25 protein-coding genes and 1 riboswitch are annotated in these 26,280 nt (G+C 61.2%); of the genes, 7 read left to right on the top strand and 18 right to left on the bottom strand.

Annotated features, from left to right (window positions below; translation table 11 throughout):
* From RCJ00_RS06410 to RCJ00_RS06400, 3 genes are read right to left on the bottom strand one after another with little or no spacing between them, the layout of a single operon-like run.
* Positions 1 to 1,170 carry an acyl-CoA dehydrogenase gene (locus RCJ00_RS06410; RefSeq protein WP_316220948.1) on the bottom strand — a complete coding sequence of 390 codons (1,170 nt, stop codon included), beginning with the start codon at positions 1,168 to 1,170 and terminating at the stop codon, positions 1 to 3.
* Positions 1,163 to 2,698 (bottom strand): L-piperidine-6-carboxylate dehydrogenase, encoded by a 1,536-nt coding sequence (gene amaB / locus RCJ00_RS06405; RefSeq protein ID WP_316220947.1) that lies wholly within the window; start codon positions 2,696 to 2,698, stop codon positions 1,163 to 1,165. The genes RCJ00_RS06410 and amaB overlap by 8 nt, the downstream gene beginning before the upstream one ends.
* A 12-nt stretch (positions 2,699 to 2,710) precedes the next feature.
* The gene (locus RCJ00_RS06400) at positions 2,711 to 3,994 is read right to left on the bottom strand and encodes an NAD(P)/FAD-dependent oxidoreductase (RefSeq protein ID WP_316220946.1); all 1,284 of its coding nucleotides are present in this window, start codon (positions 3,992 to 3,994) and stop codon (positions 2,711 to 2,713) included.
* Positions 3,995 to 4,185: 191 nt separating this feature from the next.
* Between RCJ00_RS06400 and RCJ00_RS06395 the strand changes: the two genes are divergently transcribed.
* Positions 4,186 to 5,094, top strand: a complete 909-nt coding sequence (locus RCJ00_RS06395) for a LysR family transcriptional regulator (protein ID WP_316220945.1) — start codon at positions 4,186 to 4,188, stop codon at positions 5,092 to 5,094.
* Positions 5,095 to 5,117: 23 nt separating this feature from the next.
* Entirely contained in the window at positions 5,118 to 6,038 is a 921-nt protein-coding gene (gene lhpI / locus RCJ00_RS06390) for a bifunctional Delta(1)-pyrroline-2-carboxylate/Delta(1)-piperideine-2-carboxylate reductase (RefSeq protein WP_316220944.1), read from the top strand.
* Between the two features lie 9 nt (positions 6,039 to 6,047).
* On the opposite strand, the gene tdh is transcribed toward lhpI, so the two are convergent.
* The 5 genes from tdh to RCJ00_RS06365 form a co-directional block, all read right to left on the bottom strand.
* A complete protein-coding gene (gene tdh, locus RCJ00_RS06385; protein ID WP_316220943.1) occupies positions 6,048 to 7,130 on the bottom strand; it encodes an L-threonine 3-dehydrogenase in 1,083 nt (360 codons plus the stop codon).
* 68 nt (positions 7,131 to 7,198) lie between these two features.
* Positions 7,199 to 8,389, bottom strand: a complete 1,191-nt coding sequence (gene kbl / locus RCJ00_RS06380; protein WP_316220942.1) for a glycine C-acetyltransferase — start codon at positions 8,387 to 8,389, stop codon at positions 7,199 to 7,201.
* Between the two features lie 107 nt (positions 8,390 to 8,496).
* On the bottom strand, positions 8,497 to 9,069 hold the full coding sequence (locus RCJ00_RS06375; protein WP_316220941.1) for a helix-turn-helix domain-containing protein: 573 nt from the start codon (positions 9,067 to 9,069) through the stop codon (positions 8,497 to 8,499).
* 43 nt (positions 9,070 to 9,112) lie between these two features.
* Positions 9,113 to 9,865 (bottom strand): 1,2-phenylacetyl-CoA epoxidase subunit PaaC, encoded by a 753-nt coding sequence (gene paaC / locus RCJ00_RS06370; RefSeq protein ID WP_316220940.1) that lies wholly within the window; start codon positions 9,863 to 9,865, stop codon positions 9,113 to 9,115.
* Between the two features lie 369 nt (positions 9,866 to 10,234).
* The gene (locus tag RCJ00_RS06365) at positions 10,235 to 11,281 is read right to left on the bottom strand and encodes a glycosyl hydrolase family 18 protein (protein WP_316220939.1); all 1,047 of its coding nucleotides are present in this window, start codon (positions 11,279 to 11,281) and stop codon (positions 10,235 to 10,237) included.
* Between the two features lie 125 nt (positions 11,282 to 11,406).
* A riboswitch (guanidine-III (ykkC-III) riboswitch) is annotated at positions 11,407 to 11,478 on the top strand.
* A 15-nt stretch (positions 11,479 to 11,493) separates the two neighbouring features.
* Between RCJ00_RS06365 and RCJ00_RS06360 the strand changes: the two genes are divergently transcribed.
* Entirely contained in the window at positions 11,494 to 12,363 is an 870-nt protein-coding gene (locus tag RCJ00_RS06360) for an EamA family transporter (protein WP_316220938.1), read from the top strand.
* 6 nt (positions 12,364 to 12,369) lie between these two features.
* Here RCJ00_RS06360 and RCJ00_RS06355 read toward each other — a convergent pair whose 3' ends face one another.
* The 6 genes from RCJ00_RS06355 to RCJ00_RS06330 form a co-directional block, all read right to left on the bottom strand.
* Positions 12,370 to 12,726, bottom strand: a complete 357-nt coding sequence (locus tag RCJ00_RS06355) for a Rieske (2Fe-2S) protein (RefSeq protein ID WP_316220937.1) — start codon at positions 12,724 to 12,726, stop codon at positions 12,370 to 12,372.
* Entirely contained in the window at positions 12,723 to 13,376 is a 654-nt protein-coding gene (gene maiA, locus RCJ00_RS06350) for a maleylacetoacetate isomerase (RefSeq protein ID WP_316220936.1), read from the bottom strand. Before maiA ends, RCJ00_RS06355 begins: the two co-directional genes overlap by 4 nt.
* 10 nt (positions 13,377 to 13,386) lie before the next feature.
* Positions 13,387 to 14,658, bottom strand: a complete 1,272-nt coding sequence (gene fahA / locus RCJ00_RS06345; RefSeq protein WP_316220935.1) for a fumarylacetoacetase — start codon at positions 14,656 to 14,658, stop codon at positions 13,387 to 13,389.
* Positions 14,659 to 14,669: 11 nt separating this feature from the next.
* On the bottom strand, positions 14,670 to 15,944 hold the full coding sequence (gene hmgA, locus RCJ00_RS06340) for a homogentisate 1,2-dioxygenase (RefSeq protein WP_316220934.1): 1,275 nt from the start codon (positions 15,942 to 15,944) through the stop codon (positions 14,670 to 14,672).
* An 84-nt stretch (positions 15,945 to 16,028) separates the two neighbouring features.
* Positions 16,029 to 17,072: a 4-hydroxyphenylpyruvate dioxygenase gene (hppD, locus tag RCJ00_RS06335; protein ID WP_316220933.1), complete on the bottom strand. Its 1,044-nt coding sequence runs from the start codon at positions 17,070 to 17,072 to the stop codon at positions 16,029 to 16,031.
* The gene (locus RCJ00_RS06330; RefSeq protein WP_316220932.1) at positions 17,062 to 18,279 is read right to left on the bottom strand and encodes an amino acid aminotransferase; all 1,218 of its coding nucleotides are present in this window, start codon (positions 18,277 to 18,279) and stop codon (positions 17,062 to 17,064) included. The genes hppD and RCJ00_RS06330 overlap by 11 nt, the downstream gene beginning before the upstream one ends.
* Before the next feature lie 134 nt (positions 18,280 to 18,413).
* Between RCJ00_RS06330 and RCJ00_RS06325 the strand changes: the two genes are divergently transcribed.
* From RCJ00_RS06325 to RCJ00_RS06315, 4 genes are all read left to right on the top strand, one after another.
* Positions 18,414 to 18,764: a hypothetical protein gene (locus RCJ00_RS06325; RefSeq protein ID WP_316220931.1), complete on the top strand. Its 351-nt coding sequence runs from the start codon at positions 18,414 to 18,416 to the stop codon at positions 18,762 to 18,764.
* A gap of 155 nt (positions 18,765 to 18,919) precedes the next feature.
* Positions 18,920 to 19,834 carry a polysaccharide deacetylase family protein gene (locus RCJ00_RS06320; protein WP_316220930.1) on the top strand — a complete coding sequence of 305 codons (915 nt, stop codon included), beginning with the start codon at positions 18,920 to 18,922 and terminating at the stop codon, positions 19,832 to 19,834.
* A gap of 197 nt (positions 19,835 to 20,031) precedes the next feature.
* Positions 20,032 to 20,316 carry a hypothetical protein gene (locus tag RCJ00_RS20690; RefSeq protein ID WP_524524937.1) on the top strand — a complete coding sequence of 95 codons (285 nt, stop codon included), beginning with the start codon at positions 20,032 to 20,034 and terminating at the stop codon, positions 20,314 to 20,316.
* A complete protein-coding gene (locus RCJ00_RS06315) occupies positions 20,309 to 20,773 on the top strand; it encodes a DUF4304 domain-containing protein (protein ID WP_316220929.1) in 465 nt (154 codons plus the stop codon). Before RCJ00_RS20690 ends, RCJ00_RS06315 begins: the two co-directional genes overlap by 8 nt.
* A 179-nt stretch (positions 20,774 to 20,952) precedes the next feature.
* On the opposite strand, the gene RCJ00_RS06310 is transcribed toward RCJ00_RS06315, so the two are convergent.
* From RCJ00_RS06310 to RCJ00_RS06295, 4 genes are all read right to left on the bottom strand, one after another.
* Positions 20,953 to 22,131 carry a DUF1501 domain-containing protein gene (locus RCJ00_RS06310; RefSeq protein ID WP_316220928.1) on the bottom strand — a complete coding sequence of 393 codons (1,179 nt, stop codon included), beginning with the start codon at positions 22,129 to 22,131 and terminating at the stop codon, positions 20,953 to 20,955.
* A 1-nt stretch (position 22,132) separates the two neighbouring features.
* Positions 22,133 to 23,614, bottom strand: coding sequence for a DUF1800 domain-containing protein (locus RCJ00_RS06305; protein ID WP_316220927.1), 1,482 nt, complete (start codon positions 23,612 to 23,614; stop codon positions 22,133 to 22,135).
* A 93-nt stretch (positions 23,615 to 23,707) separates the two neighbouring features.
* Positions 23,708 to 24,571 (bottom strand): isoaspartyl peptidase/L-asparaginase family protein, encoded by an 864-nt coding sequence (locus RCJ00_RS06300; RefSeq protein WP_316220926.1) that lies wholly within the window; start codon positions 24,569 to 24,571, stop codon positions 23,708 to 23,710.
* A 69-nt stretch (positions 24,572 to 24,640) separates the two neighbouring features.
* Positions 24,641 to 26,206: a DHA2 family efflux MFS transporter permease subunit gene (locus tag RCJ00_RS06295; RefSeq protein WP_316220925.1), complete on the bottom strand. Its 1,566-nt coding sequence runs from the start codon at positions 26,204 to 26,206 to the stop codon at positions 24,641 to 24,643.
* Positions 26,207 to 26,280 lie beyond the last annotated feature (74 nt).

The raw sequence follows: 26,280 nt of genomic DNA, 5'->3' as shown, positions 1-26,280 counted from the left end.
TTAGAAGAACGCCTGCAACCCGGTTTGCGCCCGTCCCAGGATGAGGGCATGGATATCGTGCGTGCCTTCATAGGTATTGACGGTTTCGAGGTTCTGGGCATGGCGCATGACATGGAATTCCTCATGGATGCCATTGCCGCCGTGCATGTCGCGCGCTTGGCGGGCGACGTCGAGCGCCTTGCCGCAGTTGTTGCGCTTGATCAGCGAGATCATCTCAGGTGCCATCTGGCCGGCGTCGAACAATTGCCCGACGCGCAAGGCCGCCTGGAGCCCCAGGGTGATTTCAGTCTGCATGTCGGCCAGCTTCTTCTGGAACAACTGCATCTGGGCCAGGGGTTTGCCGAATTGCTTGCGGTCCAGGCCATATTGGCGCGCGCGGTGCCAGCAGTCTTCGGCCGCGCCCATGACGCCCCAGGCAATGCCGTAGCGGGCGCGGTTGAGACAGCCGAACGGCCCCTTCAATCCGCTGACATTGGGCAGGAGCGCGTCTTCGCCGACCTCGACGCCATCCATGACGATTTCACCGGTGATCGAGGCGCGTAAGGACAGTTTGCCGTGAATCTTCGGCGCGCTCAGGCCCTTCAGCCCCTTGTCGACGACGAAGCCGCGAATGACGTCGTCGAGCTTGGCCCAGACCACGAAGACATCGGCGATGGGGGAATTGGAAATCCACATCTTGGTGCCCGTCAAACGGTAGCCGCCGTCGATCTTTTCGGCCTTGGTGCGCATGCCGCCGGGATCGGATCCGGCGTCGGGCTCGGTCAGGCCGAAGCAGCCGACCCATTCGCCCGAGGCCAGTTTAGGCAGGTATTTCTGGCGCTGGGCCTCGCTGCCATAGGCATAGATCGGATACATGACCAGGGACGACTGGACGCTCATCATCGATCGGTAGCCGGAATCGACCCGTTCGACTTCGCGCGCCACCAGGCCATAGGCGACGTAGGACGCACCCGCGCCGCCATAGGTTTCGGGCAAGGTCACGCCAAGCAAGCCCAGTTCGCCCATCTCGTTGAAGATATGGCGGTCGGTATATTCCTCGCCATAGGCCTTCAGCACGCGGGGTTGCAGGGAACCTTGCGCATAGGCCTGCGCCGCATCGCGGATCATCCGCTCATCGTCGCTCAGTTGCGCGTCGAGCAAAAAGGGATCACTCCACTGAAACTCAGACATCGAACACCACGCCCTGGGCCAGCGGCAGGGTGCTGCCGTAATTGATGGTGTTGGTGGCGCGGCGCATATAGGCGCGCCAGGCATCGGAGCCGGATTCACGGCCACCGCCGGTTTCCTTTTCCCCGCCGAAGGCGCCGCCGATTTCCGCGCCGGAGGTGCCGATATTGACATTGGCAATGCCGCAATCGGAACCCGCGGCCGACATGAACAGCTCGGCTTCACGCACATCGTTGGTGAAAACGGAGGACGACAGGCCGGCGCCGACGGCGTTTTGCATGGCGATAGCCTCGGCGATGTCGGAATAGCGCACGACATAGAGGATGGGCGCAAAGGTTTCGCGCAGCATAGGCCCTTCGTGGCGCGGCATTTCGACGATGGCCGGCCGGACATAATAGCTGTTGTCGCCGGCGATCTTGACGCGATCGCCCCCTTCAACCTGGCCGCCAGCGGCCTTCGCTTCGGCAAGGGCTTTCTCGAAGCCGTCGAAAGCGGCCTTGTCGATAAGGGGGCCGACCAGCGTGCCGTCTTCCATCGGGTTGCCGATCTTGACGGAGGCGTAGGCCTTCTTCAGGCGCGGGACGAGGGTGTCGTAGATGCTGTCGTGGACGAACAGGCGGCGCAGTGTCGTGCAGCGCTGACCAGCCGTGCCCATGGCGGCGAAGGCGATGCCGCGCAGGGCCAGATCAAGGTCGGCGGTGGGGGCGATGATGGCGGCGTTGTTGCCGCCCAGTTCGAGAATGGAGCGGGCAAAGCGGGCGGCCAGCTTGGGGCCGACGGCACGACCCATGGCGGTCGAGCCGGTCGCCGAGACCAGCGCCACCTTTTCATGATCGACCAGGGCTTCGCCGATGTCGCGCGCGCCGATAATCAGGGCGGACAGACCGGCCGGGGCATCATAGCCTTCGTCGACATAGCGCTTAAGGGCGCGTTCGAACAGGGCGTGGGTAGCCAGGCCCGTGAGCGGCGATTTTTCTGATGGCTTCCAAACGATGGCATTGCCGCAGACCAGGGCAAGGGCCGCGTTCCATGCCCAGACGGCGACGGGGAAGTTGAAGGCGGAAATGATGCCGACGACGCCCAGCGGATGCCAGGTTTCCATCATGCGGTGGTGGCTGCGTTCGGTGGCGATGGTCAGGCCGTAAAGCTGGCGCGACAGGCCGACGGCGAAATCGCAGATGTCGATCATTTCCTGGACTTCGCCCAGGCCTTCCGATGTCACCTTGCCCACCTCAATGGAGACAAGCTTGCCCAGTTCCGCCTTGTGAGCGCGCAGTTCTTCGCCGAACAGGCGGACCAGTTCACCGCGCTTGGGGGCCGGCACGATGCGCCAGTCGAGAAACGCCTTGTGCGCCGCGTCGATGGCCCGGGTGGCGTCGGCAGCCGAGGTTTCAACGACGTCGGCGATCCGGTCACCTGTGACGGGTGAGGTGACAGCCAGGCTGCCGCCGGTATAGGTCTTGGCGTCGACGCCGAGGGCTTTCAGCAGGTCCGCCACATCGGCGGAAAAGCGGGTGGTTTCAGTGATCATGGTGTGAACCTTCTAAAAACGGGAATCGGTCAAATGGGCGGCTTGGGCGCCGACCTCGTAAAAAACTTCCTTGATCGCCCGCATCTTGGCGTCTGCGGGCGTGGTAACGGGTAGCGGCAGGTCATCGTCGCCCAGATCGCCCGCAATTCGTTCGGCCAGGGTGCGACCCATGACCGTGCCGGGGGCGATTCCCCGGCCATTATAGCCGCTGATGCCGATGACATTGGGCGCAAAGGCGTGGAAACGTGGCAGATTGTCGTCGGTCATGCCAATCTGGCCGTACCATTCGGCTTCGAACCTGACCTTGCCGATCTGAGGGAATATCTTGTGCAGGGCGCGCAGGGCCCAGCCGCGGTGAATGACTTCGCCCGCGCCGCGCAACGCGCCGACGCTGCCGAAGATCAGCCGGCCGCGATTATCCATACGGAAAGAGGACAGGACCTCCTTGGTGTCCCATACCCCCTCGTTACCGGGGAGGAGCGTGGCGCGAATAGAATCGGGCAGGGGCTCGGTGGCCAGGTTGAAGTAGGGCAGGTGCACCTGTTCGCGGCGGATGATTTCCCACGGGCCCTGCGTATAGGCGTCGGTGGCCATGACGACCCAGTCGGCGGTGACTGAGCCGCCCGGCGTGCGGACGCGCCAGCGAGCGCCGTCGGCCACGACCTCCAGGGCCGGAGACCCGGTATAGATCACGGCCCCTTCCTTAAGCGCCGCGCCTGCCAGGCCGCGCACATAGGCCAGAGGCTGAATGGTGCCGGCGCGCAGGTCAAGAAGCGATCCAGTATAGGCGTGGCTTCCGACACGGCGTGCCGTCTCTTCGGCGGACAGCAGTCGAACGGGCGCGCCCCGCGCCTGCCATTGGGCTTCGCGCTGGCGCAATTCGTCCAGGCCCGCCTGACCGACGGCGCAATGCAGGGTGCCGTGCTTTTGCAATTGGCAATCGATGCGATAGGCCTCGACGATCTCGAACACGGCGGCCGGGGCGTCACCGAGCAGTTTGAGCAGGCGAGCGCCATGGACTTCACCCAGCACATTTGGCAGTTCGTCGGGCATTACCCACATGCCGGCATTGACCAGGCCGACATTGCGCCCGGCGCCGCCGAAACCGATCTCCTTGGCTTCCAGAACGACCGATTCGATGCCTTTTTTCGCCAGATGCAGCGCTGCCGAATTGCCGGTATAGCCGCCGCCGACGATACAGACCTGCGTGCGCACATCGCCGGTCAACCCCTTGGTGGCGGGGGCTGGCGGCGCAGTGGTTTCCCAAAGGCCGTGTGTCTTGGTATCGTTCTGCATGTCATTCCGTATCTGTATGGACTTATGCCTTATACGCGCTAATATGGCCCATATCCATTGCCATTTCGGCAATACATCATTCCTAAATGGAATGAGTGAAGTGTTTCCGGAGCAGATAAGGCTCTGGATTTTTGCCTTGACGCCCTTTTAATTCGAAAAGCGCGTTACACTTTTATTGGAAAGTGTTCAGGATGCTGACGCCGCGCCGTTTTCTTCCGCCGATTGCGCATTTGCAGGCCTTTGAGGCCGCCGCGCGCACGAGCAGCATCACGACGGCGGCGCGCGAACTGAACTTGACGCAAAGCGCGGTCAGCCGTCAGATAAAAGCATTGGAAGACTTGCTGGAAGTCGAGTTGTTCTACCGCGAACGTCAGACCATCCGCCTGACGCCAGGCGGCGAAGCCTATGCGCGGGAGGTGCGTGACGCGCTCAAGAAGATCAGTACTGCCTCCCTGAACCTGCGGGCCAACCCGTTCGGCGGGACGCTCAACCTGGCGGTACTGCCGACCTTTGGGGCGCGGTGGCTGGCGCCGCGCCTGCCATCCTTTCTCGCGCAGCATCCCGGCACCACGCTTAACTTGGTGACGCGGCTGACGGCGTTTGATTTCCGCCTGGAAGCCATGGACGCCGCCATCTATCACGGCACGGGCGACTGGCCGGGTGCGCAGACCCACAGGCTGCGCGACGAATATGTCGTGCCGGCATGTAGCCCCGCCCTGTTGGAACGCTATCGTTTCGAGGCACCGGCCGATCTGCGCAAGGCGCCGTTGTTGCATATCACCACCCGCCCGGACGCATGGGAACGATGGCTGCGGCTGCACGGCGCCCCGGCAGAACAGGTCCAGGGCATGCTGTTCGACCAGTTTTCCACCCTGGCGCAGGTGGCGCGGGCCGGGCTGGGTGTCGCCCTCTTGCCGGCCTTCCTGATCGAGGAAGAGTTGCGCACCGGTCAGCTTGTCCGCGCGCTGGACCTGCCGATGCAAACGGCCGAGGCCTATTATCTGGCCTGGCCGGAAGACCGGGCCGATCACCCCCCTTTGACGGCGTTCCGCGACTGGATAGACGCTGAAATTTCCGCCGATGCCAATAGTCATAACTAGCCCATACTCATAAGGAGGCCGCCATGCTGAACCTGACCGCCCATGATCTGATCGAACGCCTGTCCTACGACGTGCTGACGCGGCAATTGCCGAAATTGCTCCAGGTCGAAACCGAAAGCCCGCAACGCCACGTCCATACCTTGCGTAATCAGGGGGAGCCGGACGCGACCCTGCTTCTGATGCCGGCCTGGGCCGAAGGGATGGGCGGCGTCAAGCTGGTCAATGTCACCCCTGGCAATCTGAAGCGAGGACTGCCCGCCGTGACGGCCAGCTATCTGTTGTTCGACGCGATCACCGGCGAACATCTGGCCTTGCTGGATGGGGGTGAGCTGACGGCAAGGCGCACGGCAGCGGTTGCGGCGATCGCGGCTGACCGGTTGGCGTCCGCGCAAGCGCATGACCTGCTGCTGGTCGGATCGGGTCGCATCGCCTCGGAGTTGGCCTTCGCCTATCGGGCGGTGCGCGATATCCGCTCGGTCGAGGTCCACAGCCAGACACAGGCCAATGCGGAAAAGCTGGCGCATCACCTGCGCGACAATGGGTTTAACGCCCATGCGTCGCACGACCTGCAAGCCAGTGCGGCCAAGGCGGACATTATCGCCTGCGCCACCTTGTCAAACGCACCGTTGATCAAGGGGGAATGGGTTCGCGCCGGTCAGCACGTGGCTCTGATCGGCGGTTATCTCAAGGACATGCGTGAAGGCGACGACCTGCTAATGACCGAAGGACAGGTCTGGGTCGACAGCTACGCGGCTATGAGCGAGGCGGGGGACCTGACACAACCGATCGCCGCCGGCTTGCTGCACCACGAAGCCATTCGCGGCACATTGGCGGACCTGTGCCGGGTCGCCGCTATCGATGGACGCAGTGAGGCGGTGACGGTGTTCAAGAGCGTCGGCGATGCGGCGCAGGACCTGGCGGCGGCGTCCCTGGCCGTGGGCTGAAGCCTTGGGTTAGATCCCTTGCCAGTCCAGGACGATCTTGCCGGACTGACCGGCGCGCATGATGTCGAAGCCCTGCTGGAATTCGCTCGCCGGTAGATGATGAGTGATTATGCGTTCCAGCGGGAAGCCGGCCTCGATCAGGCCCAGCATCTTGCGCCAGGTTTCGAACATTTCGCGGCCGTAGACACCGCGGACGGTCAGGGCCTTCATGATGATGTCGTTCCAATTGACGGTGCTTTCACCGGCGGGAATCCCCAGCAAGGTCAGTGCCCCGCCCATGCGCAGATGTTCAATGGCCTGAGGGATGGCCGGCTTGGCGCCGCTCATTTCCATGCAGACGTCATAGCCGTTGGCGATGCCCAGTTCGTGGCGCACGTCATTCAGGTCTTCCCGGGCGACATCGACCGTGCGGATATCGGCCACTGTCGCGGCCAGGCCAAGGCGGTAGGGATTGATGTCGGTGAGGGTCACGCTGCGCGCGCCGACGAATTTGGCGACGGCGGCCGCCATGATGCCGATAGGGCCCGCACCGGTCACCAGCACATTGGCACCAACCATATCGGTCTGTTGCACCGTATGGACGGCATTACCGAAGGGGTCGAGCACCGCGCCCAGTTCGTTCGATACGCGGTCGGGCAGCGGCACGACGTTAAACGCAGGCAGGACAAGATATTGCGCGAAGGCGCCGGGGCGGTTGACGCCTATGCCCTGGGTATCCGGATCCAGGTGGAAGCGGCCCATGCGAGCGGCGTCGCTATCCATGTTGATGACGTGGCCTTCGCCGGAAACGCGCTGGCCAATCTTAAGCGGACGCGTGACGCGTGCGCCAATGGCGACGATCTCGCCGGCGAATTCATGCCCGACAACCATGGGCACCGGAATGGTCTTTTGCGCCCACTGGTCCCAGTTATAGATATGAATGTCGGTTCCGCATATGGCGGTGTGGGTGATACGCACCAGCACGTCGTCCGGGCCACAGTCGGGCACGGGCGCCGTGGTTTGCCAGATGCCGGGTTCCGCTTTCAGCTTGGCCAGGGCGGCCATTGTGGTGGGCAGGGTGTGGGCGGCGGTAAGGGGGCGCAGGTCGTCCATAGAAGCACTTTCCGAAAGTGACGCACCTTTTCGGAAAAAGCGCGCAGACACAAAATTCTGTTTTTTGACTAGCCGATGATGCCCAGTTCGCGCCCGACCTTGGTAAAGGCGGCGATGGCGGTATCGATCTGGTCAAAGGTGTGGGCGGCGGAAATCTGGGTCCGGATACGCGCCTGACCGTCCGGCACAACTGGGAAGGAGAAGCCGATGACGTAGATGCCTTCGTCGAGCAGCTTCGCGGCCATTTGCTGCGCCCGTTTCGCGTCGTACAGCATGACGGGTATGATCGGGTGCGAGCCGGGCAGAAGGTCGAAGCCAGCAGCCGTCAGGCCGGTGCGGAACCGTTCGGCATTTTGCTGGATGCGGTCGCGCAGATCATCGCCGGCTTCGGCCAGTTCGATGGCCTTCAGGCTTGACGCCGTGATCGCCGGGGCCAAAGCGTTGGAGAAGAGATAGGGGCGGGCGCGTTGACGCAGCAGGTCGATAACCGGCTTTTTTGCGGCGATGTAGCCGCCCATTGCGCCGCCCAGGGCCTTGCCGAAGGTACCGGTCAAGATGTCGACCTTGACGCCGGCACGGGCCGGTGTGCCGGCCCCTTTGGGTCCGGTGAAACCGGTGGCATGGCAGTCATCGACCATGACCAAGGCGTCAAATTGTTCGGCCAGACGGGCAATGCCTTCGAGCGGCGCATAATAGCCGTCCATCGAGAAGACGCCGTCCGTGGCGATGAGTATGGTGCGGGCGCCGTTGTCGCGCGCGGCCTTGAGCTGGGTTTCCAGATCGGCGAGATCGGCATTCTTGAAGCGGTACTTCTTCGCCTTGCACAGGCGTACGCCGTCAATGATTGACGCGTGATTGAGGCTGTCCGAAACGATGGCGTCTTCGTCTGTCAGCAAGGGCTCAAACACCCCGCCATTGGCGTCGAAACAGGCGGCGAATAGTATCGCATCTTCCATACCGACATAGGCGGCGATCTTGGCTTCCAGCGTCTTGTGCAGATCCTGCGTGCCGCAGATGAAGCGGACGCTGGCCATGCCGGAGCCATATTTCAGCAGGGCTTCGCGGCCGGCTTCGATAACTTCGGGATGATCGGCCAGGCCGAGGTAATTATTGGCGCAGAAGTTGATGACCTCACGGCCGTCATTCAGACGCAGGGCCGGGCGCTGTGGCGATGAAATAACGTGTTCGGGCTTTTTCAGGCCGCGCGCGTCGATATCGGTAAGGGTGGCTTCGACGCGATCATAAAAGGCGGCACGCATGCAGGGGCTCCGAATTCCATTATATTGACGCAATGTACAATATGATGGTCGGGCTCGCAATTTAAATTCCATCATATCGAAATTTATTTCGGTATGATGGAATTGCACTATCCGGGAATGACGACCAGCAGGGCTTCCAGCTTTCCCGTGCCGGTATTGCTAATGCTGTGTGGTACGTCGGCGCGATATCGCAGTGTGCTGCCAGCCGCCGCCTTTTGCTGCGCTTCTGATGAGATCACCAAGGCCTCTCCGGTCAGCAGGGTCAGGTGTTCGCGCGCGCCGGCGGCGTGCGGTTGCGAGGTGAGAGAGGCGCCGGGCTCGATTTCGAGGCGATACCATTCCACGTCACCCGTCGTTTCCGGCGGGCTGAGGATTTGCAGCAGGCAATGACCGTCGGCCGAATGAATGCGGGGAATGTTATGGGCTTCGACCAGTTCGATGGCCTGTTCGCTTTCGTCGGCCGCTTCACCGATCAGGGTGGCGATATCGATGCCAAGCGCCTGGGTCAGCGCCCACAGGGTCGCGAAGGTTGGGTTGGCCAGGCCGCGTTCGACCTGGCTCAGCATCGAGCGCGAAATCTTGCTGCGCACGGCCATGTCGTCGAGGGACAGGCCCTGCTGCTTGCGCAGGGCCTGGAGGCGGGAGCCGATTTCCGGTGGCTTTTTGAGTTTGTCCGTCATGCGCCCTGTTTAAGCGCAAACGGATTTAAGCGCAAACCGGCGCTTACCAGTGTGTCTCGCGGCCGTCGTGCGGCGGAATTTGCATGTCGTGCAGCAGGTGCGCGACATGTTCGCTGTCATGGCCCTTGCGGCCCAGTATGACCGAGCGATTGGCCTTGGGTGGCGTCAATCCCGCTTCGTGAAGGACGGCGGCGATGCGGGCGTCGAATTCAGGCCGCAGCGACGTCTTGCAGATGGAAATGCCTTTGGGCAGCAAGGTTTCGTCGACCTCGTCCATCAGGAAGAGTTCGTCGACGAAATGGTACATGTAGTCCAGGCTTTTGATCAGGCGCTTGTGGCTGAGGCAGGCGCCGTCGCCGAGGCGAATCATCCAGTCGCGCGTAAAGGCAACGTGATGGGTGACGTCGCGAACGCTCTTTTCGGCAATATCCGCCAAGCCCTTGTGCGCAGAGGTGCTCAGGGCTTCGAGGAACAAAAGCTGGTAGTTGGAAAACAGGAACTGGCGCGCCAGGGTCTGGGCGAAATCGCCGTTATTCTGTTCAACCAGAAGGCAGTTGTGAAAGTCATGGGCGTCGCGATGGAAGGCCAGGGTGTCCGCGTCACGGCCCTTGGGATCATTCTGCGCCGCCAGTTCCAGCCAGAACGTCGCTTGGCCGACCAGGTCGAGCGCCAGGCTGGAGAGGCCGAGATCGACCTCCAGACTGGGGGCGTGGCCGCACCAGGCGCTCAGGCGCTGGCCCAGGACAAGGGCGTCATCGCCCAGACGAAGAACGTAGTCGAAAATCGGATCTGGCATAGGAGGTTCCTGCCTGTACTATTGCTTATCGTTATCAACGGTAGGAGCGGGCGCGACGCCTCGATACAAAAAATGCTGCATACCTTTCGGCTGCAGCATTCTGAGTCGTGGGCGGGACGATAGTGCGCGGATAGGGCGGATCGCCGGAGCGGTCAGCTGATCCGGAGTGGTGATCCGGTCAGCGTGGGTAAGCGGCGATACGTGCATCTGTGCGGTCTTGTGGCGTTTCTCTTATCGTTGAAAAGACACTACAAAATTCCGGACCTAGGGTCAATTTCAAAAATTGACATTTCTGTCAAATTTGGAAATTTACCTGAAATTTCGCAAAATTTCTCACGCGTTAGCACAATCAAAAGAAATTATGCTGCGCTATTGTGCACCTGGATTCAAAGAATCATGCAGGGCGTCAAGGAGGCTGTTCGGGCCGGGTTGATCGCCAGTCAGTTCCCAGATCATGACGCCCGCGCCGACCTGACGCGCTAGTTCGGCCTTGGCGCGAATGGTGGGGCGGCCATTGTAGGTCACGTAGTCGCAGCCGTTGCATGGCTTTCCGATGATGTCATTGGCGGCAACCGTATCGCCGTAGGTCGCCAGCAGGCCCTTGTAATCAAGCATTCCGTTGGCATAGGTGCCGAAGGCGTGACCGTAGAAGGGGACCCCAAGAACCAGTTGCGCCTTGGTGACGCCACGCGCCTGCCAGACGGCTATATCGCGTTTGGCCATGGCCAGGCTGGAATGCTCTTGGCCAGCCGTACCCCAGCTTGGGCCTACGCCGTCATAGGACATGATATTCACGTAATCGAAATAAGGAATGCTATCGACCGGGATCATGCCGCCTTCGGCCGATGCGGTTGCGCAGGTTAGAAGTTTATGACGCGCCTTCAGGCCTGCGCTCAGGTCGCGGATAAAGGGCGTGTATTCGCCGGCCCTATCGATGGCCGTGAGCACCTGCCATTCGAGATCGACATCCAGCCCGTCCAGACCGGTTTCATCCACGAAGGCAAGCAGGTTTTGCACCAGAGGGGTTCGGTTTTCGGGCTTGAGCAGGGTAGGCCAGTCGCCCGAACAGGCCGGAATAATACCGCCCCCGAGCGAGATGAGCACCTTGACACCCGATGCATGCGCGCGGGCGATTACGGCCTTGACGTCGGCCAGGGGCGTCGGACCATGGCCATGGGTATCCATGCAGGCCATCTGGGTGTCGCTGACGATTTGCCCTTGCGCGTCGGGATTGACGAAGGACAGATTGATATGGGTGACCTTGCTTAAATCGATGGTGTCCATATGCGGCAGCATGGGCCCCTTGAAGGCGGGCAGGTAGCCGATGACGACCGGCTTCGAAGCCGGCTTGGCAGCGGCCGGGAGAGCCATAACGGTGGCAGACAGGCAAAAGGCGCCGGCAATCAGGTGTTTCATCGCGACGTTCCCTCTGGTTTTATCCACTCTATGGTTTTGTCGAAAGTGGCATTGTTATTGGTCATAATCAACAAGACCAATTTTATTTTTCTCCCTTGATCGCCTCTCATTGAGAAAGCGCGCGGGACGCGGTATGAAACGAGCAGATATTCTCCGGACGAGGTGCGCCGTACCCGGTCAAGACAAGACGACGCCATTATCTGAGTCGCATCATGTCCAAAACCAATACCAAACTATGGGCGATTGTCGCCATATTGATCGCCATCGTTTCGGTGCAACTGGGGGCGACCCTGGGCAAGCACCTGTTTCCGCTGATTGGCGCCGCCGGTACGACGGCCGTGCGTCAGTTCTTCGCCACCGCTGCGTTGTTGATCGTCTTTCGTCCGTGGCAGGGCGGTCCTGAACGCAGGCATTGGCCTGTCCTGGGGCTTTACGGCGCCATTCTCGGGATCATGAACCTCGTCTTCTATATGTCCCTGGCGCGTATTCCGCTCGGGATCGCCGTGGCGCTCGAATTTTCAGGCCCGCTGGCGGTGGCGATTTTCGGGTCGCGCAAATGGAGCGATTTCATCTGGGTCGGTTGTGCCGTCGCCGGCCTTTTGATCCTTCTGCCCTGGACGCAGGGCGCCGGCGCGCTCGATCCGCTCGGTGTCGCTTTGGCCCTAGTCGCCGGGGTGTGCTGGGCCGCCTATATTATCGTCGGGCAGAAGGTCGGCGATCGCGTGCATGGTGGCAAGGCCGTGGCGCTTGGCATGGCGTTTTCCATGCTATTTACGGTCCCGGTCGGCGTTGTCGCCGCCGGCGCGTCCTTGTGGTCGTGGAGCCTTTTGCCCTACGGCATTGGCATAGGCATTCTGGCCAGCGCCATTCCGTATAGCCTGGAGATGATCGCGCTTAAGGCCATGCCGGCCAAAACGTTCGGCCTGATGATGAGTCTTGAGCCCGCTGTCGCCGCCGTGCTTGGGCTGGTCATTCTTCACGAATTGCTGACGCCTCTGCAATGGCTGGCCGTCGCCCTGATTATCATTGCGTCGGCGGGCTCGACCATGACGTCGAAACGGCCGCCGGCGGAACCGGTTTGATATCCGTTAGGCCGTTACGATAAACCCATCCTCTATGCGGACGGGCCAGGGCGTCAGGGATTGGCCGGCGCAGGGGCCACCGACGCACCGGCCCGATGAAATCTGAAACAGGGCGCCGTGCCAGCTGCATGCAATCAGATCGGCGCGAGGTGTCAGGTAGTCGTCAAGTTCCTGCGCCAAGGGCAAGCCGGCGTGTGGGCAGCGATCGACATAACCGTAATAGGCGTCCGCCTTGCGGACGACAAAGCCATGAAAAAAGGCCTCACCGATTTGCAGTACGAAATTACGCGCGGCGTCCGGCTTGATCAGGTCCTCGGCCCCCAGCCTGACACCGGCGGGCGTGGCGTAGACGCGTGTCGTCACCGATTGGAATCCACCGTATCGGCATCGGGCTGATGGCGCGGGTGGGCGCGCACGAAGGCCGTGTGTTCATCGCACCGTTCGTTGACGGCGCGAATGTGCGGGTAGGGATCGAGGCTGACGTTGAAGCGCTGGGCGGAAAAAACCTGCGGCACCAGGAAGCAGTCGGCCAGGGTCGGCACGTCGCCAAAGCAGTAGCCACGGCCATGGCGGGCAATCAGGCTTTCCAGTGCGGTAAACCCTTCGGCAATCCATCCGGTCGCCCATACCTTGGTGCGCGTGTCGTCTGCGCCCAGTTCAGCCTTCAGTTCACGCAGGACGCGCAGATTATTGAGCGGGTGGATGTCGCAGGCGACCAGCGCCGCCATGGACCTGACGACCGCGCGATCGGCCGCCGCCTGGGGCAGAAGGGGTGGCTGCGGACAGGTCTCTTCCAGCCATTCGATGATGGCGGAGCTCTGGGTCAGGACCTGGCCGCCGATGTCGAGCGCCGGAACGAGACCTTGCGGGTTCAACGCCTTATAGGCTGGGTCATGATGCGCATTGGTTCGCAGGTCATGGCCGATGGCCGTGTAGTCCAGGCCTTTCAGATTGAGTGCGATCCGAACACGGTATGCGGCGCTGGAGCGCCAGTAATCATGCAGCTTGAGCATTTCCTGTCCCTTATATCGCGGGTACAATGATCCCGCGGCAATCGCCGAAACCGAGCGAAACAAAGCCGTCTGCTTCGGCGTGTGCCCTTAAGATAAGCTCATCGCCGTCCTCAAGAAAGGTTCGCGTCTCATTTGACGGTAAAGTCACGGGCTTTTTACCGCCTTCGGAGATTTCGAGCAGGCTGCCCGCGCTGTCCGGCGTCGGGCCGGAAATGGTGCCGGTTCCCAGAAGGTCGCCCGGTTGCAGGTTACAGCCGTTAGACGCGTGGTGCGTGAGCAGTTGCGCTACGGTCCAGTACATGTGACGCGCCTCGCTGTGGCTCAGACTATAGGCCGGAAGGTTCTGGGCGCGCATTTCCTGGGTGCGCAGGGTCACTTCGAGTTTCAGGTTCAACGCGCCGCCGGCTTGGTCGGCGTCGTCCCACAGATAGGGCAGGGGGCGCGGGTCGCCGTCCGGCCGCGCGGGTTGGGCCAGGCGGAACGGGGCCAGGGCTTCGGGCGTGACGATCCAGGGGGAGATGGTGGTCATGAAGTTCTTGGCCAGGAACGGCCCCAACGGCTGATACTCCCACGCCTGGAAATCGCGTGCCGACCAATCGTTGAGCAGGCAGAAGCCCGCAATGTGCGCAGCCGCGTTGGCAATGTCGATGGGGGCGCCCAGCGCATTGCCCGGCCCGACCCAAACGCCCAATTCGAGTTCGAAATCCAAACGCTTGCTGGGACCGAAGGTCGGAGTTTCGGCATCGGGCGCGCGGGTCTGCCCCTTCGGGCGGATCACAGGTTCGCCTGACGGCCGGATCGATGAAGCACGGCCGTGATAGCCGATGGGGACATGCTTGTAATTGGGCAGTAAGGGGTTGTCCGGCCGAAACAGCTTGCCGACGCTGACCGCATGATGAATGCCGGCGTAGAAATCGGTGTAGTCGCCGATCCGTGTCGGCAGGTGCACGGTGCAGTCGCTGGCGGCATGGAGATAGGGTTGTGCCGCGTCGATGTAGCGCTCATCGCTGAGCAGGCGCGACATCTGGGTGCGAACCGATTTGCGCAAGGCGGGCGTGGCCAGAATGGCATCGAGCGTGACGGGGTCGTGCATCAGCCCGGCGGCGACGAGTGCCTGAAGATCAATGATTGATTCTCCAATTGCAACGGCGGCACGCGGCGCTTCGTTCGGGGGGCTGACCAATCCATAGGGCAGATTCTGGATGGGAAAGTCGGCGTGGCCGTTGGCGCTGCTTACCCATGAGGTGCGTTTCGGATCGTGCGTATTGTCGATGGCGGTCATGGGCATTCGTGTCATGGGCATTCGGGTAATTCGGCCTTTTTGAAATCGTCCCAGCAATGGTCGTAGTCGGCTTGCAACAGCGGTGAGGCGAGTGCCGCGGCACTCGGAACAAGCGGCAACTGGCTTTCGAACATGAAGGCCATGGTGCCGTCCATCCTGTGCGGGGCCAGGTCGGCGGCGATGGCCGTTTCATAGCTGGCGCGGTCCGGGCCATGGCCGTTCATACAGTTGTGTAAACTGGCGCCGCCCGGCGCGAAGCCATCGGCCTTGGCGTCATAGACGCCGGTTATCAAGCCCATGAATTCACTCATGATATTTCTATGGAACCACGGCGGTCTGAACGTATGTTCGGCCACCATCCAGCGTGGCGGAAAGATAACGAAATCGCAGTTGGCGGTGCCGGGCGACTCCGATGGAGACGTCAGGACCGTGAAGATCGACGGGTCGGGATGGTCGAAGCTGACCGTATTTAAGGTGTTGAAACGGCGCAGGTCATAGCGGCACGGGGCCAAATTGCCGTGCCAGGCAACTACGTCCAGCGGCGAATGATCGATCGCGGTTGTCCATAGCCTGCCACAGAATTTTTGCAGCAGTTCACAAGGCGCATCGATATCTTCGAAGGCGGCAACGGGGCTTTCGAAGTCGCGGGGGTTGGCTAAGCCGTTGGCGCCGATGGGGCCCAGGTCCGGCAGTCGAAAAGGCTTGCCGTAGTTTTCGCAGACATATCCGGTCGCATGGCCTTCGGGCAGGGTGACGCGAAATTTCACGCCGCGCGGAATGACGGCGATCTGCAATGGCTCAAGCTTCAGAACGCCCATTTCGGTAAAGATGACCAGCCGCCCCGATTGCGAGACGATCAGCAGTTCGCCGTCGGCATTAAAGAAAACCCGGCCGTGCATGGACCGGTTGGCGGCGTAAAGGTAGATGCCGATCCCCGCTTGCGCGGCCGGATTTCCGTTGCCGGCATAGGGCATAAGGCCGTCAATGAAATCGGCGGGCGTTGTGTGTGGCAAAACCGGCGACCACCGTAGGCGGTTGGGCGTGGGTTCGCCCCACGCGGTGGCATCGCGGTACGGGGTGAACGGCGCGTGACTGGCCGACGGGCGCAGACGATAAAGCCAGGTGCGGCGGTTTTCGTGGCGTGGAGCTGTAAAAGCAGACCCCGACAGCTGTTCGGCATAGAGGCCGAATGGCACCTTTTGCGGCGAGTTCTGGCCGATGGGCAAGGCACCGGGCACGGCCTCGGTCGAAAAGTGGTTGCCGAACCCGGTCATATACTCTGACATCTGCGAACCTCCCGTTCTTGTCCTTATAGGAAGTCAGGCGTCCGGCCACCACGCACATATGCGTGCGCGGCGCCGGCGGCCGGTCTATGCCACCTTGATAACGCCGCGGCGAATCTGGTCCAGTTCAATCGATTCGAACAGGGCCTGGAAATTGCCATTGCCGAAGCCCTGATTGCCCTTGCGTTGAATGACTTCGAAGAAGATTGGACCGAACGTGTTTTCGGTGAAGATCTGTAACAGTATGCCGTCTTCGCCGACGTCGCCGTCAATCAGGATGCGATTGGCTTTCAGGCGCTCCAGATCCTCGCCATGGCCAGGCACGCGTTTGTCGACCAGATCGTAGTAGGTCAGGATCGTGTCCTGCAGCTTGACGCCCCGGGCGCGCAGCTTTTCAACCGTCTCATAGATGTTTTCGGTCGTAAGGGCGATGTGTTGAATGCCTTCGCCATTGTACTGACGCAGGAATTCCTCGATCTGGCTGGTGTCGTCCTGGCTTTCGTTGAGCGGAATGCGGATATGACCGTCGGGTGCGATCATGGCCTGGCTGAACAATCCCGTGGCCTGGCCCTTGATGTCGAAATACTTCTGTTCCTCGAATCCGAAGATTTGGGCATAGAAGCTGGACCAGGTGCGCATCTGGCCACGTTTGACGTTGTGGGTGAGGTGATCGAGGACTTCGAAGCCGACCGTATTGGCGGCTTCCGCTTCGGCCGCGCCCGGAACGGCGTCCCAGTCGGCATAGATGTCGTGGTCTACGAGATAGAGCAGTGAACCGCCGATGCCTTTCAGCACATGGCTATCGGCACCCAGAGCCCCTTGCGCCGCGTCGGCGGGCTGGGCGCCGTTTTCAAGCGCCAGGTCGTAGGCTGCCCTGGCGTCGGTGACGCGGAAGGCCATGCCATTGGCCGACGGGCCATGGTGATCGGCGAAATCGCGCGCCTGGGCGGACCCGTTGGTATTGAGCAGAAAGTTGATATGGCCCTGCTTGTAGCGCACGATGTCGCGGCTCTTGTGGCGGGAGGCGGCGACAAAGCCCATCATCTCCAGCTGAGCGGCCATGGTGGCGGTGTCGGGGCCGGTAAATTCTACAAATTCGAAACCGTTCAGTCCTAAAGGATTATCGCGCATGTGTGTCTCCTTGCAGATAGGGTTCGAGGGCGGCGGCAAATCGTGGAAGGTTGTCCGATTGTAGGCCGGCGATATTGATGCGGCCGGAGTCCAGCATGTAGATGCCATGCTGTTCGCGCAGGGCGACGACCTGATCACGCTCTAACGGTAGAAGCGCAAACATGCCGGTCTGGCTGGCGATTGTCGACAGGGCGGGCACGGCAGCGGCAAGGGCCGCGCGAACCGAATTCAGGCGGGCGCGCATCTCATCGAGTTCGGCGCGCCACAGGTCGGTCAGGGCGGGTGATTCCAGTATAATGCGAACAACCGATGCCCCATGGTCGGGGGGCATGGACCACATGGTACGGGCAGTCAGGATCAGGTTGCCGCGAGCGCGCAGGGCGGTTTGGGCGGTCTGCGCCTTCACCCACAAGGCGCCGATCCGTTCGCGGTACAGACCGAAGTTTTTCGAGCACGAAGCGGCGACAATCGCTTCCGGCACCTTGTCGAGGACGGTACGCATACCCGTCGCGTCGGCCTCCATGCCGTGGCCGAGCCCCTGATAGGCGATGTCGATGAGCGGGACCAGGCCCTTGCGCGCGCACAGGTCGCCGATAAGGCCCCATTGATCCGGCGTGAATTCCGCACCCGTCGGATTGTGGCAACAGGCGTGCAGCAACAGGACATCTCCGCCACGCGCCGTTTCCAGCACGCTCATCATGGCGTCGAAGGTCAGGGTCTGGGTGGCCTTGTCGAAGAAGGGATGCTCCAGCACCTGCAGGCCAGCCGCCTGCATCAGGCCGCGATGATTGACCCAGGTCGGGGTGCCCAGCCAGACGCGGGCCTCGGGGTTGGCGCGGGCGATCAGCTCGGCCGCCAGGCGCAGGGCACCCGTACCGCCGGGGGTTTGCAGGCCACAAAAGCGGTCATCGCGGGCGCGGCTGTCGCCGAGCACCAGCGGCGCCAGCGCGGCGATGAAACCCGCATCGCCTTCAGCGGCGACATAGGTCTTGGTGGTTTGGTGCTGGTATAGATGCGCCTCGGCCTGCTTGACGGCGCGCATGACCGGCGTCTGGCCGGTTTCATCGCCATAGACGCCGATACCGAGATCGATCTTGCCTTCGCGCGGATCGCTGCGGAGACGGTGGAGCAGGGTCAGCATGGCGTCGAGCGGCTGATCGTCCAGCGTCGCGAACAGGCCGGGTTTGGTCAGCAGGTCGGTGGTCATGATCGTTTCCAATAGGATAGTATCTAATGAAACTATGCGTGTTAACGCTCCGTGGCAATCCTTTTTTTGGGTTTTCCATCTATGACGGTGTCACGACGCCGTGAGAGCGTCATATCTGCAAGGAAAAGGCATAGATGGCTGATATGTACCCGCTTTATATTTCTCTACGCGACCTGATGGTGCGCGCTGCCCCTGCGATGAAGATCGGCAAGGAAGTACAAGGCGAAATGACCCTCAATGTACCGACCGACGTCATGCAGTCCCGGGACCCGGCGTGGTTCGGGACGGTTCGTCTCAGCGGTAATACGGTGTCCTACTATCTGCCGCCATTGGCCATGCGCCAGGGGCGGGATTTAAGGGTGCCCGACGCGCTCAAGAAGCATGCCCAAAGCAAGACGTGCTTCGTGTTTCAAGATGTGGCGCCGGAGCGTTTCGCGGAACTGGAAGATCTGACGCAACAGGCGGCCCAGGCATTCGCCGCCTGAGACTAAAATGGTCATTCGCCGCCTGAGACGAAACGGCCATGTGCCGGCCTATCCATTGCTTGGCTCTATAAACCGCAATCCCGCTTGTCGTCGTCCCGGATTTGACGCATGGTTCGCCAACGGCTGACGACAAGCCGACTGATTGGGAGATAGGCATGAAGCGGATTTTAACGGGCGTGGCGGCGGTTCTGGCCCTAATGGCGTTTGGCGCTAAGGCAGAGCCGTTCAAGGTGGCGATCACGGTCGATGATCTGCCCGCGCACGGCAGCCCGGTCCCTGGTCATAGCCGTGAAGCGGTCGCGCGTGACTACCTGGCCGCGCTGAAGGCGCACAAGGTGCCGGGTGTCTATGGCTTCATCAATGCCGTTGCGTTGGAACGCGAACCCGGCACCCAGGCGGTTCTGAAGCTGTGGCGCGACGCCGGTTATCCGCTTGGCAACCATGGCTACACGCACATGAACATCAATGCGGGCGGCTTGACGGCGTTCGAAGGCGATATTGAGAAAAATGAGCCGGTTCTGGCGGAATTGATGGCTGGTCAGGATTGGCGCGTTCTGCGGTTCCCGTTCCTCAATGCCGGCACCGATCGCGTTTTGCATAAGGGCATAATGGAGTATCTGGCGGCCAAAGGATACCGCATTGCCGATGTGACCATCAGCTTCAATGACTGGGCCTATACCGAAACCTATAACCGCTGTCTGACCAAAGGGGACACGGCCACGATTGAGGCGATGAAGGCTCAGTATATGCAGGGCGTCAAGGCATCGATCGCGCGATCCACCTATGGATCTCAAAAGCTTTACGGACGCCAGATCTCTCATGTCCTGCTGATCCACGAAGGGGCGTTCACGGCTCTGATGCTGCCGCAGGTTCTGAGCGAATTCGAAGCCGAGGGCGCGACCTTCGTCTCGCTCGACGAAGCCCAGACCGATCCCGTCTACAGCGCGGTCAGCGCCCATCGCGGCGAAGGCTTGCTGATTGAGCGGCAAGCGAAGGAAAAGGGCGCAGATATCTGGGCCGGAGCGCCAGCGGACGTCGATATTGCCAATCTCGATACACTTTGCCGGTAGCATAGATCATCGATCTGACGCAGTCGGATCGGGATTGCCCCCCAAACTAACCCCATCGGATCAAAAAACGGTCTAGGTATCTATGCCTATGTTGGCGGAGACCGCTCAATAAGAGTAATGCCTCGGGACTTTGCTGGCTATGCATTTATGAACGCAAAACCGATGCAAATGGACAGGTATCAATACGAAATAGTGAATTGTTGCGCACAGTCGTTCCCGGGGGCGAAACAGCGGCCACGCAAGCTGGGCGTGCAGCTGGCCGCAATTGGCGGCCCCAATCATCGCTCTCAAAAGGGAGTCAAGCTGCCAAGTGGAAGCAAGCTGATGCTAAGACAAGAGAGATAATTGAATTAAAACCTAATAACACCCGCGCCATTCTTCTGGGAAAAAGCAGATTGAGGGATATCGCAGCGAGCTTAAAACACGTGTGCAGCGGAACGTGGACGGGCAGAGTTGAGCTTATGAGGTATAAAAATGGATAAAAAGGCCCTCGAAAAGATGACAGATAAATATCTCTCACCTTATGGCATGCAAAAAAAATCGACATCGTGGTATAAAGAAACAAATGACGTTCTTCAGATTGTGAATTTGCAAAAGTCGGAATTCAGTAACAAATTTTATTTAAATATAGGCCTGTTGCCCTTTGGCATCGCAGTTTATGGAATGCCAAGACCGAAAGAGCATAAATTCCCAATACGTATCCGAATGTCTGCACTCTATCCCGGTACTGCTGCATTACTCGAAAATGTGCTTGATCTGGAATACGGCGTTCTGTCCGACAGCGACAGAGAGGCAAAATTTTCAGAGATTATCACGAGACAGCTCTTACCTTTTCTAACAGAAGTGAGCTCTAAGAGTGACATTAAACATGCCGCTATTGAAGGTCGGTTTTCCGGCGGTCTAGTTAACCTAATGGCGAAAAAGCAATTAGGGTTATAGTAGGAGCTAATTTCCCAAAATTCTAACTGGTCTTTGAAAACTAAAGAAAAACCACCTCAAGGCGATTTTTGGCGAGCACGTGAATAGCGACGGCAAAAAATGTGCCTTAATTTCCCGGGGTATCAAGGGAAATTCGCCGCCAGTACGATCAAAGCAGGTCAGGGGTGGCGACTGGTTTCCTAAGCGATCAGCCCGCTCATAGGCCGCACGCCTGCCGAATCCGGGAAGACATCGCGTGAGAGGGCGCTTTCCGGTACGGCGTAGAGGTCAGTCATGATCCCTTTCATAACGCCGCGCAGATCGGTGGTCGGTTTCAAGTCGCGCGCTTCATACAACAGCGCGGTTTTGAGCCCCGGCCAATCGGCAATGACGCGGCCGCCCTTGACCGCGCCGCCGGCCATGAAGGCGGCGGCCGCCGTGCCGTGATCGGTGCCACCGGTGCCGTTGACCGCAGCGGTTCGGCCAAATTCGGTGACAACCAGAATGGCGGTGTCGCGCCATGCTGGCCCCAGTCCGGTTTCAAACGCCGCCAAAGCGCCGTCAAGTCCACCGAGCAGGTTTGCCAGGCGTTGGGTTTCCTGCGCATGGGTGTCCCACCCTTCGAAAGCGAGCGCGGCGATGCGCGGGCCGTCGGGTTGGGCAAGCAGCTTCGCGGCCCCCTCGGCCATGGCAATCATCGTTTTCGGGTCGCCCGGACCGCCGCCCGCCGACACCATGCCTTTTTCCGAACCAACAATCTTGCCGGTGGCGATGGCTTCGCTGAGCGTACTGGCAAGCAAAGGATCGGTCGCCTGGTATAGGGTCAGCAGGCGCGGCGGCAGGTCGGCATCGACGGGTTTCAGCGTCGCGGGCGCCCAGCCCAGAACTGGCGCCTGACCGCGCATGACCAAAGGCGTGACACCGCCGACGCCCAGGCCGCGCAAGGTGGCTGCCTGCGACACCGGCAATGTACGCAAAAAGCGGTTCATCCAGCCGGAGTCCGTGTGGCCGGGCGCCGTCATGCCCGATTCCAGTACATCCTGGCCGTCGAAATGGGAACGTTCGCGATAGGGCGACGCGGCGGCATGGATCACCAGGGCCTGCCCGGCTTTGTATTGTCGGGCGAAGGTGCTCATCGACGGATGCAGGCTGAAGGTCGAATCGAGCGGAAGGGCGCCATCGACCGGCAGATTGCCGCGAAGCGCCGCGTAATCCGGATCGCCCATCGGCGGCACGGCGGTCAGGCCGTCAAGCGCCCCGCGCAGAATGATGGTGACAAAGCGCGGATCGCGTCCGCCCGCCGCGGAACTCAGGCGCGGGATGAAGGCGGAAAAGGCGGCGGTGGCGCCGAGAGTGAGCAGTTGGCGGCGGTTGGTCATATCAGCGCCTCATGAATTCGGGAGAGAGCAGGGCCAGGCTCAGGCCCTGCGCCTGGGTTTCGGCCCGGGCAATGGCCTGGGCGGTGTGAACGCTGAGCAGGGGGCCGAGGTGGCTGGCGGCGAAGGTGCGCGGATCGACGGATTTATCGGCTGCGCCAGCCAATGAATTGGCGAAATCCATCCGTGTGCTCAGGCCCTCGGGCGATGCCCACGCCGCCACCGTATCGGGAAATCCGTTCGGTCCGGCCGGTTGCCACCAGGGCTGGCCCATGGCATTGAGCGCCTGGGTGATCGCTTGCGGGCGGAGGGTTGCGCCGGTGGCGCGCAGGGCGGCGGTGACATATTCCAGCGGAGACCGGATCTTGGTCAGGCGCGGCGTCCAGGCCTCGGGCGCTTCGATCAGGGCGGTTGACACCGCCGCTAGGTCGCCGTCGCTATCGAGAAATGTGCGGCTGAGCTGTTCAACGAGAGCCGGCGGTGGATCGTCGGCAACGAAATGGCGGGCAAGCTTTGTCGCTATGTGGCGGGCGGTGGCCGGATGACGGGCCAGATCGGCCAGAACGGCCTGACCCTGGGCCAGTCCGTCTTGCGCGTAGCGCTTGCCCATAATGGTCTGGGTGCCGGGTTCATGGGCGCGGGCATTGAACTGGAAAGTGCCCGGTGGCCCTTGTTTTTCGCTACGGCTTACCGACCAGCCGGTAATCACCTTGGCGAAGCTGGTGACGTCAGCCTGGGTGTAACCGGACCCGACGCCGAGCGTATGCAATTCCATGATCTCACGCGCCAGATTTTCGTTCAGGCCGCGCTTGCCGTTGTTACGCGCCGGCGAATCCGGACCGACCGACTGGGCGTTGTCGAGATACAGCAACATGCACGGATGGGTTTCGACCGCCAGGAGCAGGTCGTGGAAACGGCCGAAAACGTGGGGACGGATGGCTTCGCGCTCGTATGCGCCGGAAATGGCGGCGACCGGTTGGCTTTTCTTGGTCGAGACGGCGAAATGGTTGGTCCAGAACATGACCATCCGCTCATTGAAACCGATGTCTGGCGTTATCATCGTGTCGTTGAAACGCGCACGGATCTCAGCCAGCCCGGCATCGCGGATGGGATTGGGTCCGGTCGTCGTTTTGGCACCGCGCTTTTGCGCTGTCATCTGTTCTGGCATCTGTTCTGGCGGCATGCCGCTTTTTGCCATGGCGGCTGATGACATATCCGTCGCTTCGCCTGTCATTGCAGCGGGTGTGTCGTTGGTGCGTGCGGCCTTGCGCGCCGCCGCCTTTTCCTTCTGGTAGTCGTAGGCCTCTGCCAAAAGGGTCGGGGTATCGCGCAGATCGTCGGATCTGGGCTGAGGTGCGCCCGCCTTTATTTCCGCCTTTAGGCGTTCGCGGACATTGCCGGTCAGGGCGGAAACGCCGTTTTCACCGCTCCCCAGGCCGAAGCGCGACAGGGCGAGCGCAGTTTCAAAGTCAGGGTTTAATGCCATGGTCTTGGCCTCACCGTTATCGGATATGGACCTTATACGCGGCGATTGCGGCCAAACTGTCGCGACGATTTTTCATCGCGACTGAGATGGCGCTTAGAAGGCTTCGGACTGGATGTCGCCGTCGCCCGAGAACCAGGCGCGTTTCATGCCCTGAGACCGGAAGGGGGCGATCACTTCACCTTGGGCGTTAATGGCGATCAGCCCGCCTTCACCGCCCATGTCAACGATCTGCTGCAAGGTGGCGTCGGCCGCCTCGGCCAGACCCTGGCCGCCCTTGTGCCGAAAGGCCAGTTGCGCCGACGCATTGACGCGAATGAAATATTCGCCCTGACCGGTGCAGGAAATGGCGGTCTGGCCGTCGGCCCATGTGCCCGCGCCAATCAATGGCGTATCGCCGACCCGCCCGGCCAGCTTGCCGAAGACGCCGGCGGTCGATGTCGCGGCGGCCAGTTGACCGTGACGATCCAGGCAGACCGCACCGACCGTGCCGTGGGCCAGGGTGCCGGGGGGATGGTTCGATTCGAACCGGCCGGCACGGGTGAAATATTCGGCTTCGTCGGCAATGGGGTCGAAACCCTGTTCGTGAGCAAACAGGGCCGCGCCTTCGCCGGCGAGCATGACGTGTGGCGTGTGTTCCATGACCGCGCGGGCCACCAGCACTGGGTTGGCAAAGCCCTGTAGCGCGGTGACCGCACCACAGGTCTGATCGGCGCCATTCATCAAACTGGCGTCCAGTTCATAATTGCCGGCCATGTTGGGTGACGCCCCCTTGCCCGCAACATAGAGGCCGGAGTCTTCGAGTTGCCGTACGGCTTCGGTGACGACGTCGAAAGCGCGGGCACCGGTTTCCAGCGAGGCGCGGGCGAATTCGGCGATCTCGCGCATATTGGCGATTTCGACGCTGTAGTCACGTCCCTGTTTGGCGCCGGCGCCGCCGTGCAAGGCAAAGGCGATCATGTGAGTCTCCCGATGGTTTCGGGTGCACCTATGATCGCCCGCGCCGTCAAGGGCAAGTCCAAAAACGGATCAGTCGGCCGCGTGGGTGACCGGCCCCTGCACCAATGTCTTGCGGCACAGCCAAACCGTGGGAACCAGAAGCAGGATGACGATGGCCGAGATGCGGAACAGATCGACCGTCGCCAGCAGGAAGGCCTGGCTGGAGACCTGGCGCATAATGACGCCCGCACTTTGGCCCGCCGTCAATCCGAACTGGGTAGCTTGGTTGACCGCGCCGGTCATGGCGTCGCTCATCCCGCCAGGCCCGCCCATGATTTCGGCCAGGCGCGTCTGATGCTGGCTTTCGCTGCGTTCCCACATGGTGGTGACCAGCGAGGCGGCGAACGATCCGGCGACGATCCGTGCGAAGTTCGACAGGCCGGATGCGGCGGGTACGCGTTCGGGCGGCACGCCGTTCAAGCCTATGCTGATGAAGGCGATGAAGAACATGCTCATCGCTGCCCCCATGACCAGCATGGGTAGCATCAGCACGAAGAAGCTGGCGTCGGTGGTGAACAGGGACCGCATATAGAACGAGGCGGCGAACAGCAGCAACGAAACCGTACCGAGTATACGGGCGTCATATCTGTTGAGCATCCGTGCGGCGAACGGCGTAAGGATAACGGCGATGACGCCTGACGGTGCGGCCACCAGCCCCGCCCAGGTGGCGATGTAGCCCATATTGGTTTGCAGCCACAACGGCATCAGGAGGTTGGCGCCGAAGAAGATGGCGTAGGCCACGCACAGGACGAGTGTCCCAAAGGCGAAATTGCGTGTCTTGAAGAAGGACAGGTCAACCATCGGGTTCTTGTCGTTCAGTTCCCAGATGACCCAGGCGATAAAACCGATGACGGCAACAAGGGTTTCAACGACGATCGCCGGGGAATTGAACCAGTCGGCTTCCTTACCGGTATCGAGCATGACCTGAAGTGCACCGACCCACACGACCAGCAGGGCGAAACCTGTACGATCGATCGGCCGCTGGAAGGTCGGGGTTTCACGATCGGACATGCCGCGCCAGCAGAAGAAGGCGCAGAAGGCGCCGACCGGAATATTGATGAAGAAAATCCACGGCCAGGTAAAATTGTCGGAAATATAGCCGCCCAGGATGGGGCCGCAGATCGGCGCCACCAAGGTGGTCATCGACCAGATCGCCAAGGCCGTTCCGCGCTTATTGGGCGGGAATATCATCATGAGCAGGGCCTGAGAGCCCGGAATCATAGGGCCGGACACCGCGCCCTGAAGGATGCGGAAGAAGATCAGGGAATCGATATTCCAGGCCACGCCGCACAGGAAGGAGGCGATGGTGAAGAGGAGCACCGACGCAGTAAAGGTCTTGACGACGCCGTAGCGCCCCATCAGCCAGCCGGTCAACGGCACGGAAATGCCGTTCGAAACGGCGAAGGAGGTGATGACCCAGGTGCCCTGAGACGTCGAGACGCCCAGATCGCCGGCAATGGTGGGCACGGAGACATTGGCGATGGTGCCGTCGAGCACCTGCATGAAGGTGCCCAGCGCCAAGGCGAGGGCCGTGACGGCCAGGATCCCGCCGGTGAGGGGCGCGGGACCGGCCGTGGCCGGAGCGGAGGAGGACATGGAGCGCCTCTCTGGATAAACAAATCAGATAAAAAGGGCCCCGCGCCTTAGGGGGAGAAGCAGCGCGGGGCCAG

Origin of the sequence: Asticcacaulis aquihabitans (assembly GCF_032490435.1) — a bacterium.
In the GTDB taxonomy this organism is placed as follows: domain Bacteria; phylum Pseudomonadota; class Alphaproteobacteria; order Caulobacterales; family Caulobacteraceae; genus Asticcacaulis.
This window is presented reverse-complemented; position numbering and strand designations above follow the sequence as displayed.

Excerpts from the sequence above, each read along its gene's own strand:
- RCJ00_RS06410 (WP_316220948.1), bottom strand. The coding sequence starts at position 1,170 with ATGTCTGAGTTTCAGTGGAGTGATCCCTTTTTGCTCGACGCGCAACTG.
- amaB (WP_316220947.1), bottom strand. The coding sequence starts at position 2,698 with ATGATCACTGAAACCACCCGCTTTTCCGCCGATGTGGCGGACCTGCTG.
- RCJ00_RS06400 (WP_316220946.1), bottom strand. The coding sequence starts at position 3,994 with ATGCAGAACGATACCAAGACACACGGCCTTTGGGAAACCACTGCGCCG.
- RCJ00_RS06395 (WP_316220945.1), top strand. The coding sequence starts at position 4,186 with ATGCTGACGCCGCGCCGTTTTCTTCCGCCGATTGCGCATTTGCAGGCC.
- lhpI (WP_316220944.1), top strand. The coding sequence starts at position 5,118 with ATGCTGAACCTGACCGCCCATGATCTGATCGAACGCCTGTCCTACGAC.
- tdh (WP_316220943.1), bottom strand. The coding sequence starts at position 7,130 with ATGGACGACCTGCGCCCCCTTACCGCCGCCCACACCCTGCCCACCACA.
- kbl (WP_316220942.1), bottom strand. The coding sequence starts at position 8,389 with ATGCGTGCCGCCTTTTATGATCGCGTCGAAGCCACCCTTACCGATATC.
- RCJ00_RS06375 (WP_316220941.1), bottom strand. The coding sequence starts at position 9,069 with ATGACGGACAAACTCAAAAAGCCACCGGAAATCGGCTCCCGCCTCCAG.
- paaC (WP_316220940.1), bottom strand. The coding sequence starts at position 9,865 with ATGCCAGATCCGATTTTCGACTACGTTCTTCGTCTGGGCGATGACGCC.
- RCJ00_RS06365 (WP_316220939.1), bottom strand. The coding sequence starts at position 11,281 with ATGAAACACCTGATTGCCGGCGCCTTTTGCCTGTCTGCCACCGTTATG.
- RCJ00_RS06360 (WP_316220938.1), top strand. The coding sequence starts at position 11,494 with ATGTCCAAAACCAATACCAAACTATGGGCGATTGTCGCCATATTGATC.
- maiA (WP_316220936.1), bottom strand. The coding sequence starts at position 13,376 with ATGCTCAAGCTGCATGATTACTGGCGCTCCAGCGCCGCATACCGTGTT.
- fahA (WP_316220935.1), bottom strand. The coding sequence starts at position 14,658 with ATGACCGCCATCGACAATACGCACGATCCGAAACGCACCTCATGGGTA.
- hmgA (WP_316220934.1), bottom strand. The coding sequence starts at position 15,944 with ATGTCAGAGTATATGACCGGGTTCGGCAACCACTTTTCGACCGAGGCC.
- hppD (WP_316220933.1), bottom strand. The coding sequence starts at position 17,072 with ATGCGCGATAATCCTTTAGGACTGAACGGTTTCGAATTTGTAGAATTT.
- RCJ00_RS06330 (WP_316220932.1), bottom strand. The coding sequence starts at position 18,279 with ATGACCACCGACCTGCTGACCAAACCCGGCCTGTTCGCGACGCTGGAC.
- RCJ00_RS06325 (WP_316220931.1), top strand. The coding sequence starts at position 18,414 with ATGGCTGATATGTACCCGCTTTATATTTCTCTACGCGACCTGATGGTG.
- RCJ00_RS06320 (WP_316220930.1), top strand. The coding sequence starts at position 18,920 with ATGAAGCGGATTTTAACGGGCGTGGCGGCGGTTCTGGCCCTAATGGCG.
- RCJ00_RS06315 (WP_316220929.1), top strand. The coding sequence starts at position 20,309 with ATGGATAAAAAGGCCCTCGAAAAGATGACAGATAAATATCTCTCACCT.
- RCJ00_RS06310 (WP_316220928.1), bottom strand. The coding sequence starts at position 22,131 with ATGACCAACCGCCGCCAACTGCTCACTCTCGGCGCCACCGCCGCCTTT.
- RCJ00_RS06305 (WP_316220927.1), bottom strand. The coding sequence starts at position 23,614 with ATGGCATTAAACCCTGACTTTGAAACTGCGCTCGCCCTGTCGCGCTTC.
- RCJ00_RS06300 (WP_316220926.1), bottom strand. The coding sequence starts at position 24,571 with ATGATCGCCTTTGCCTTGCACGGCGGCGCCGGCGCCAAACAGGGACGT.
- RCJ00_RS06295 (WP_316220925.1), bottom strand. The coding sequence starts at position 26,206 with ATGTCCTCCTCCGCTCCGGCCACGGCCGGTCCCGCGCCCCTCACCGGC.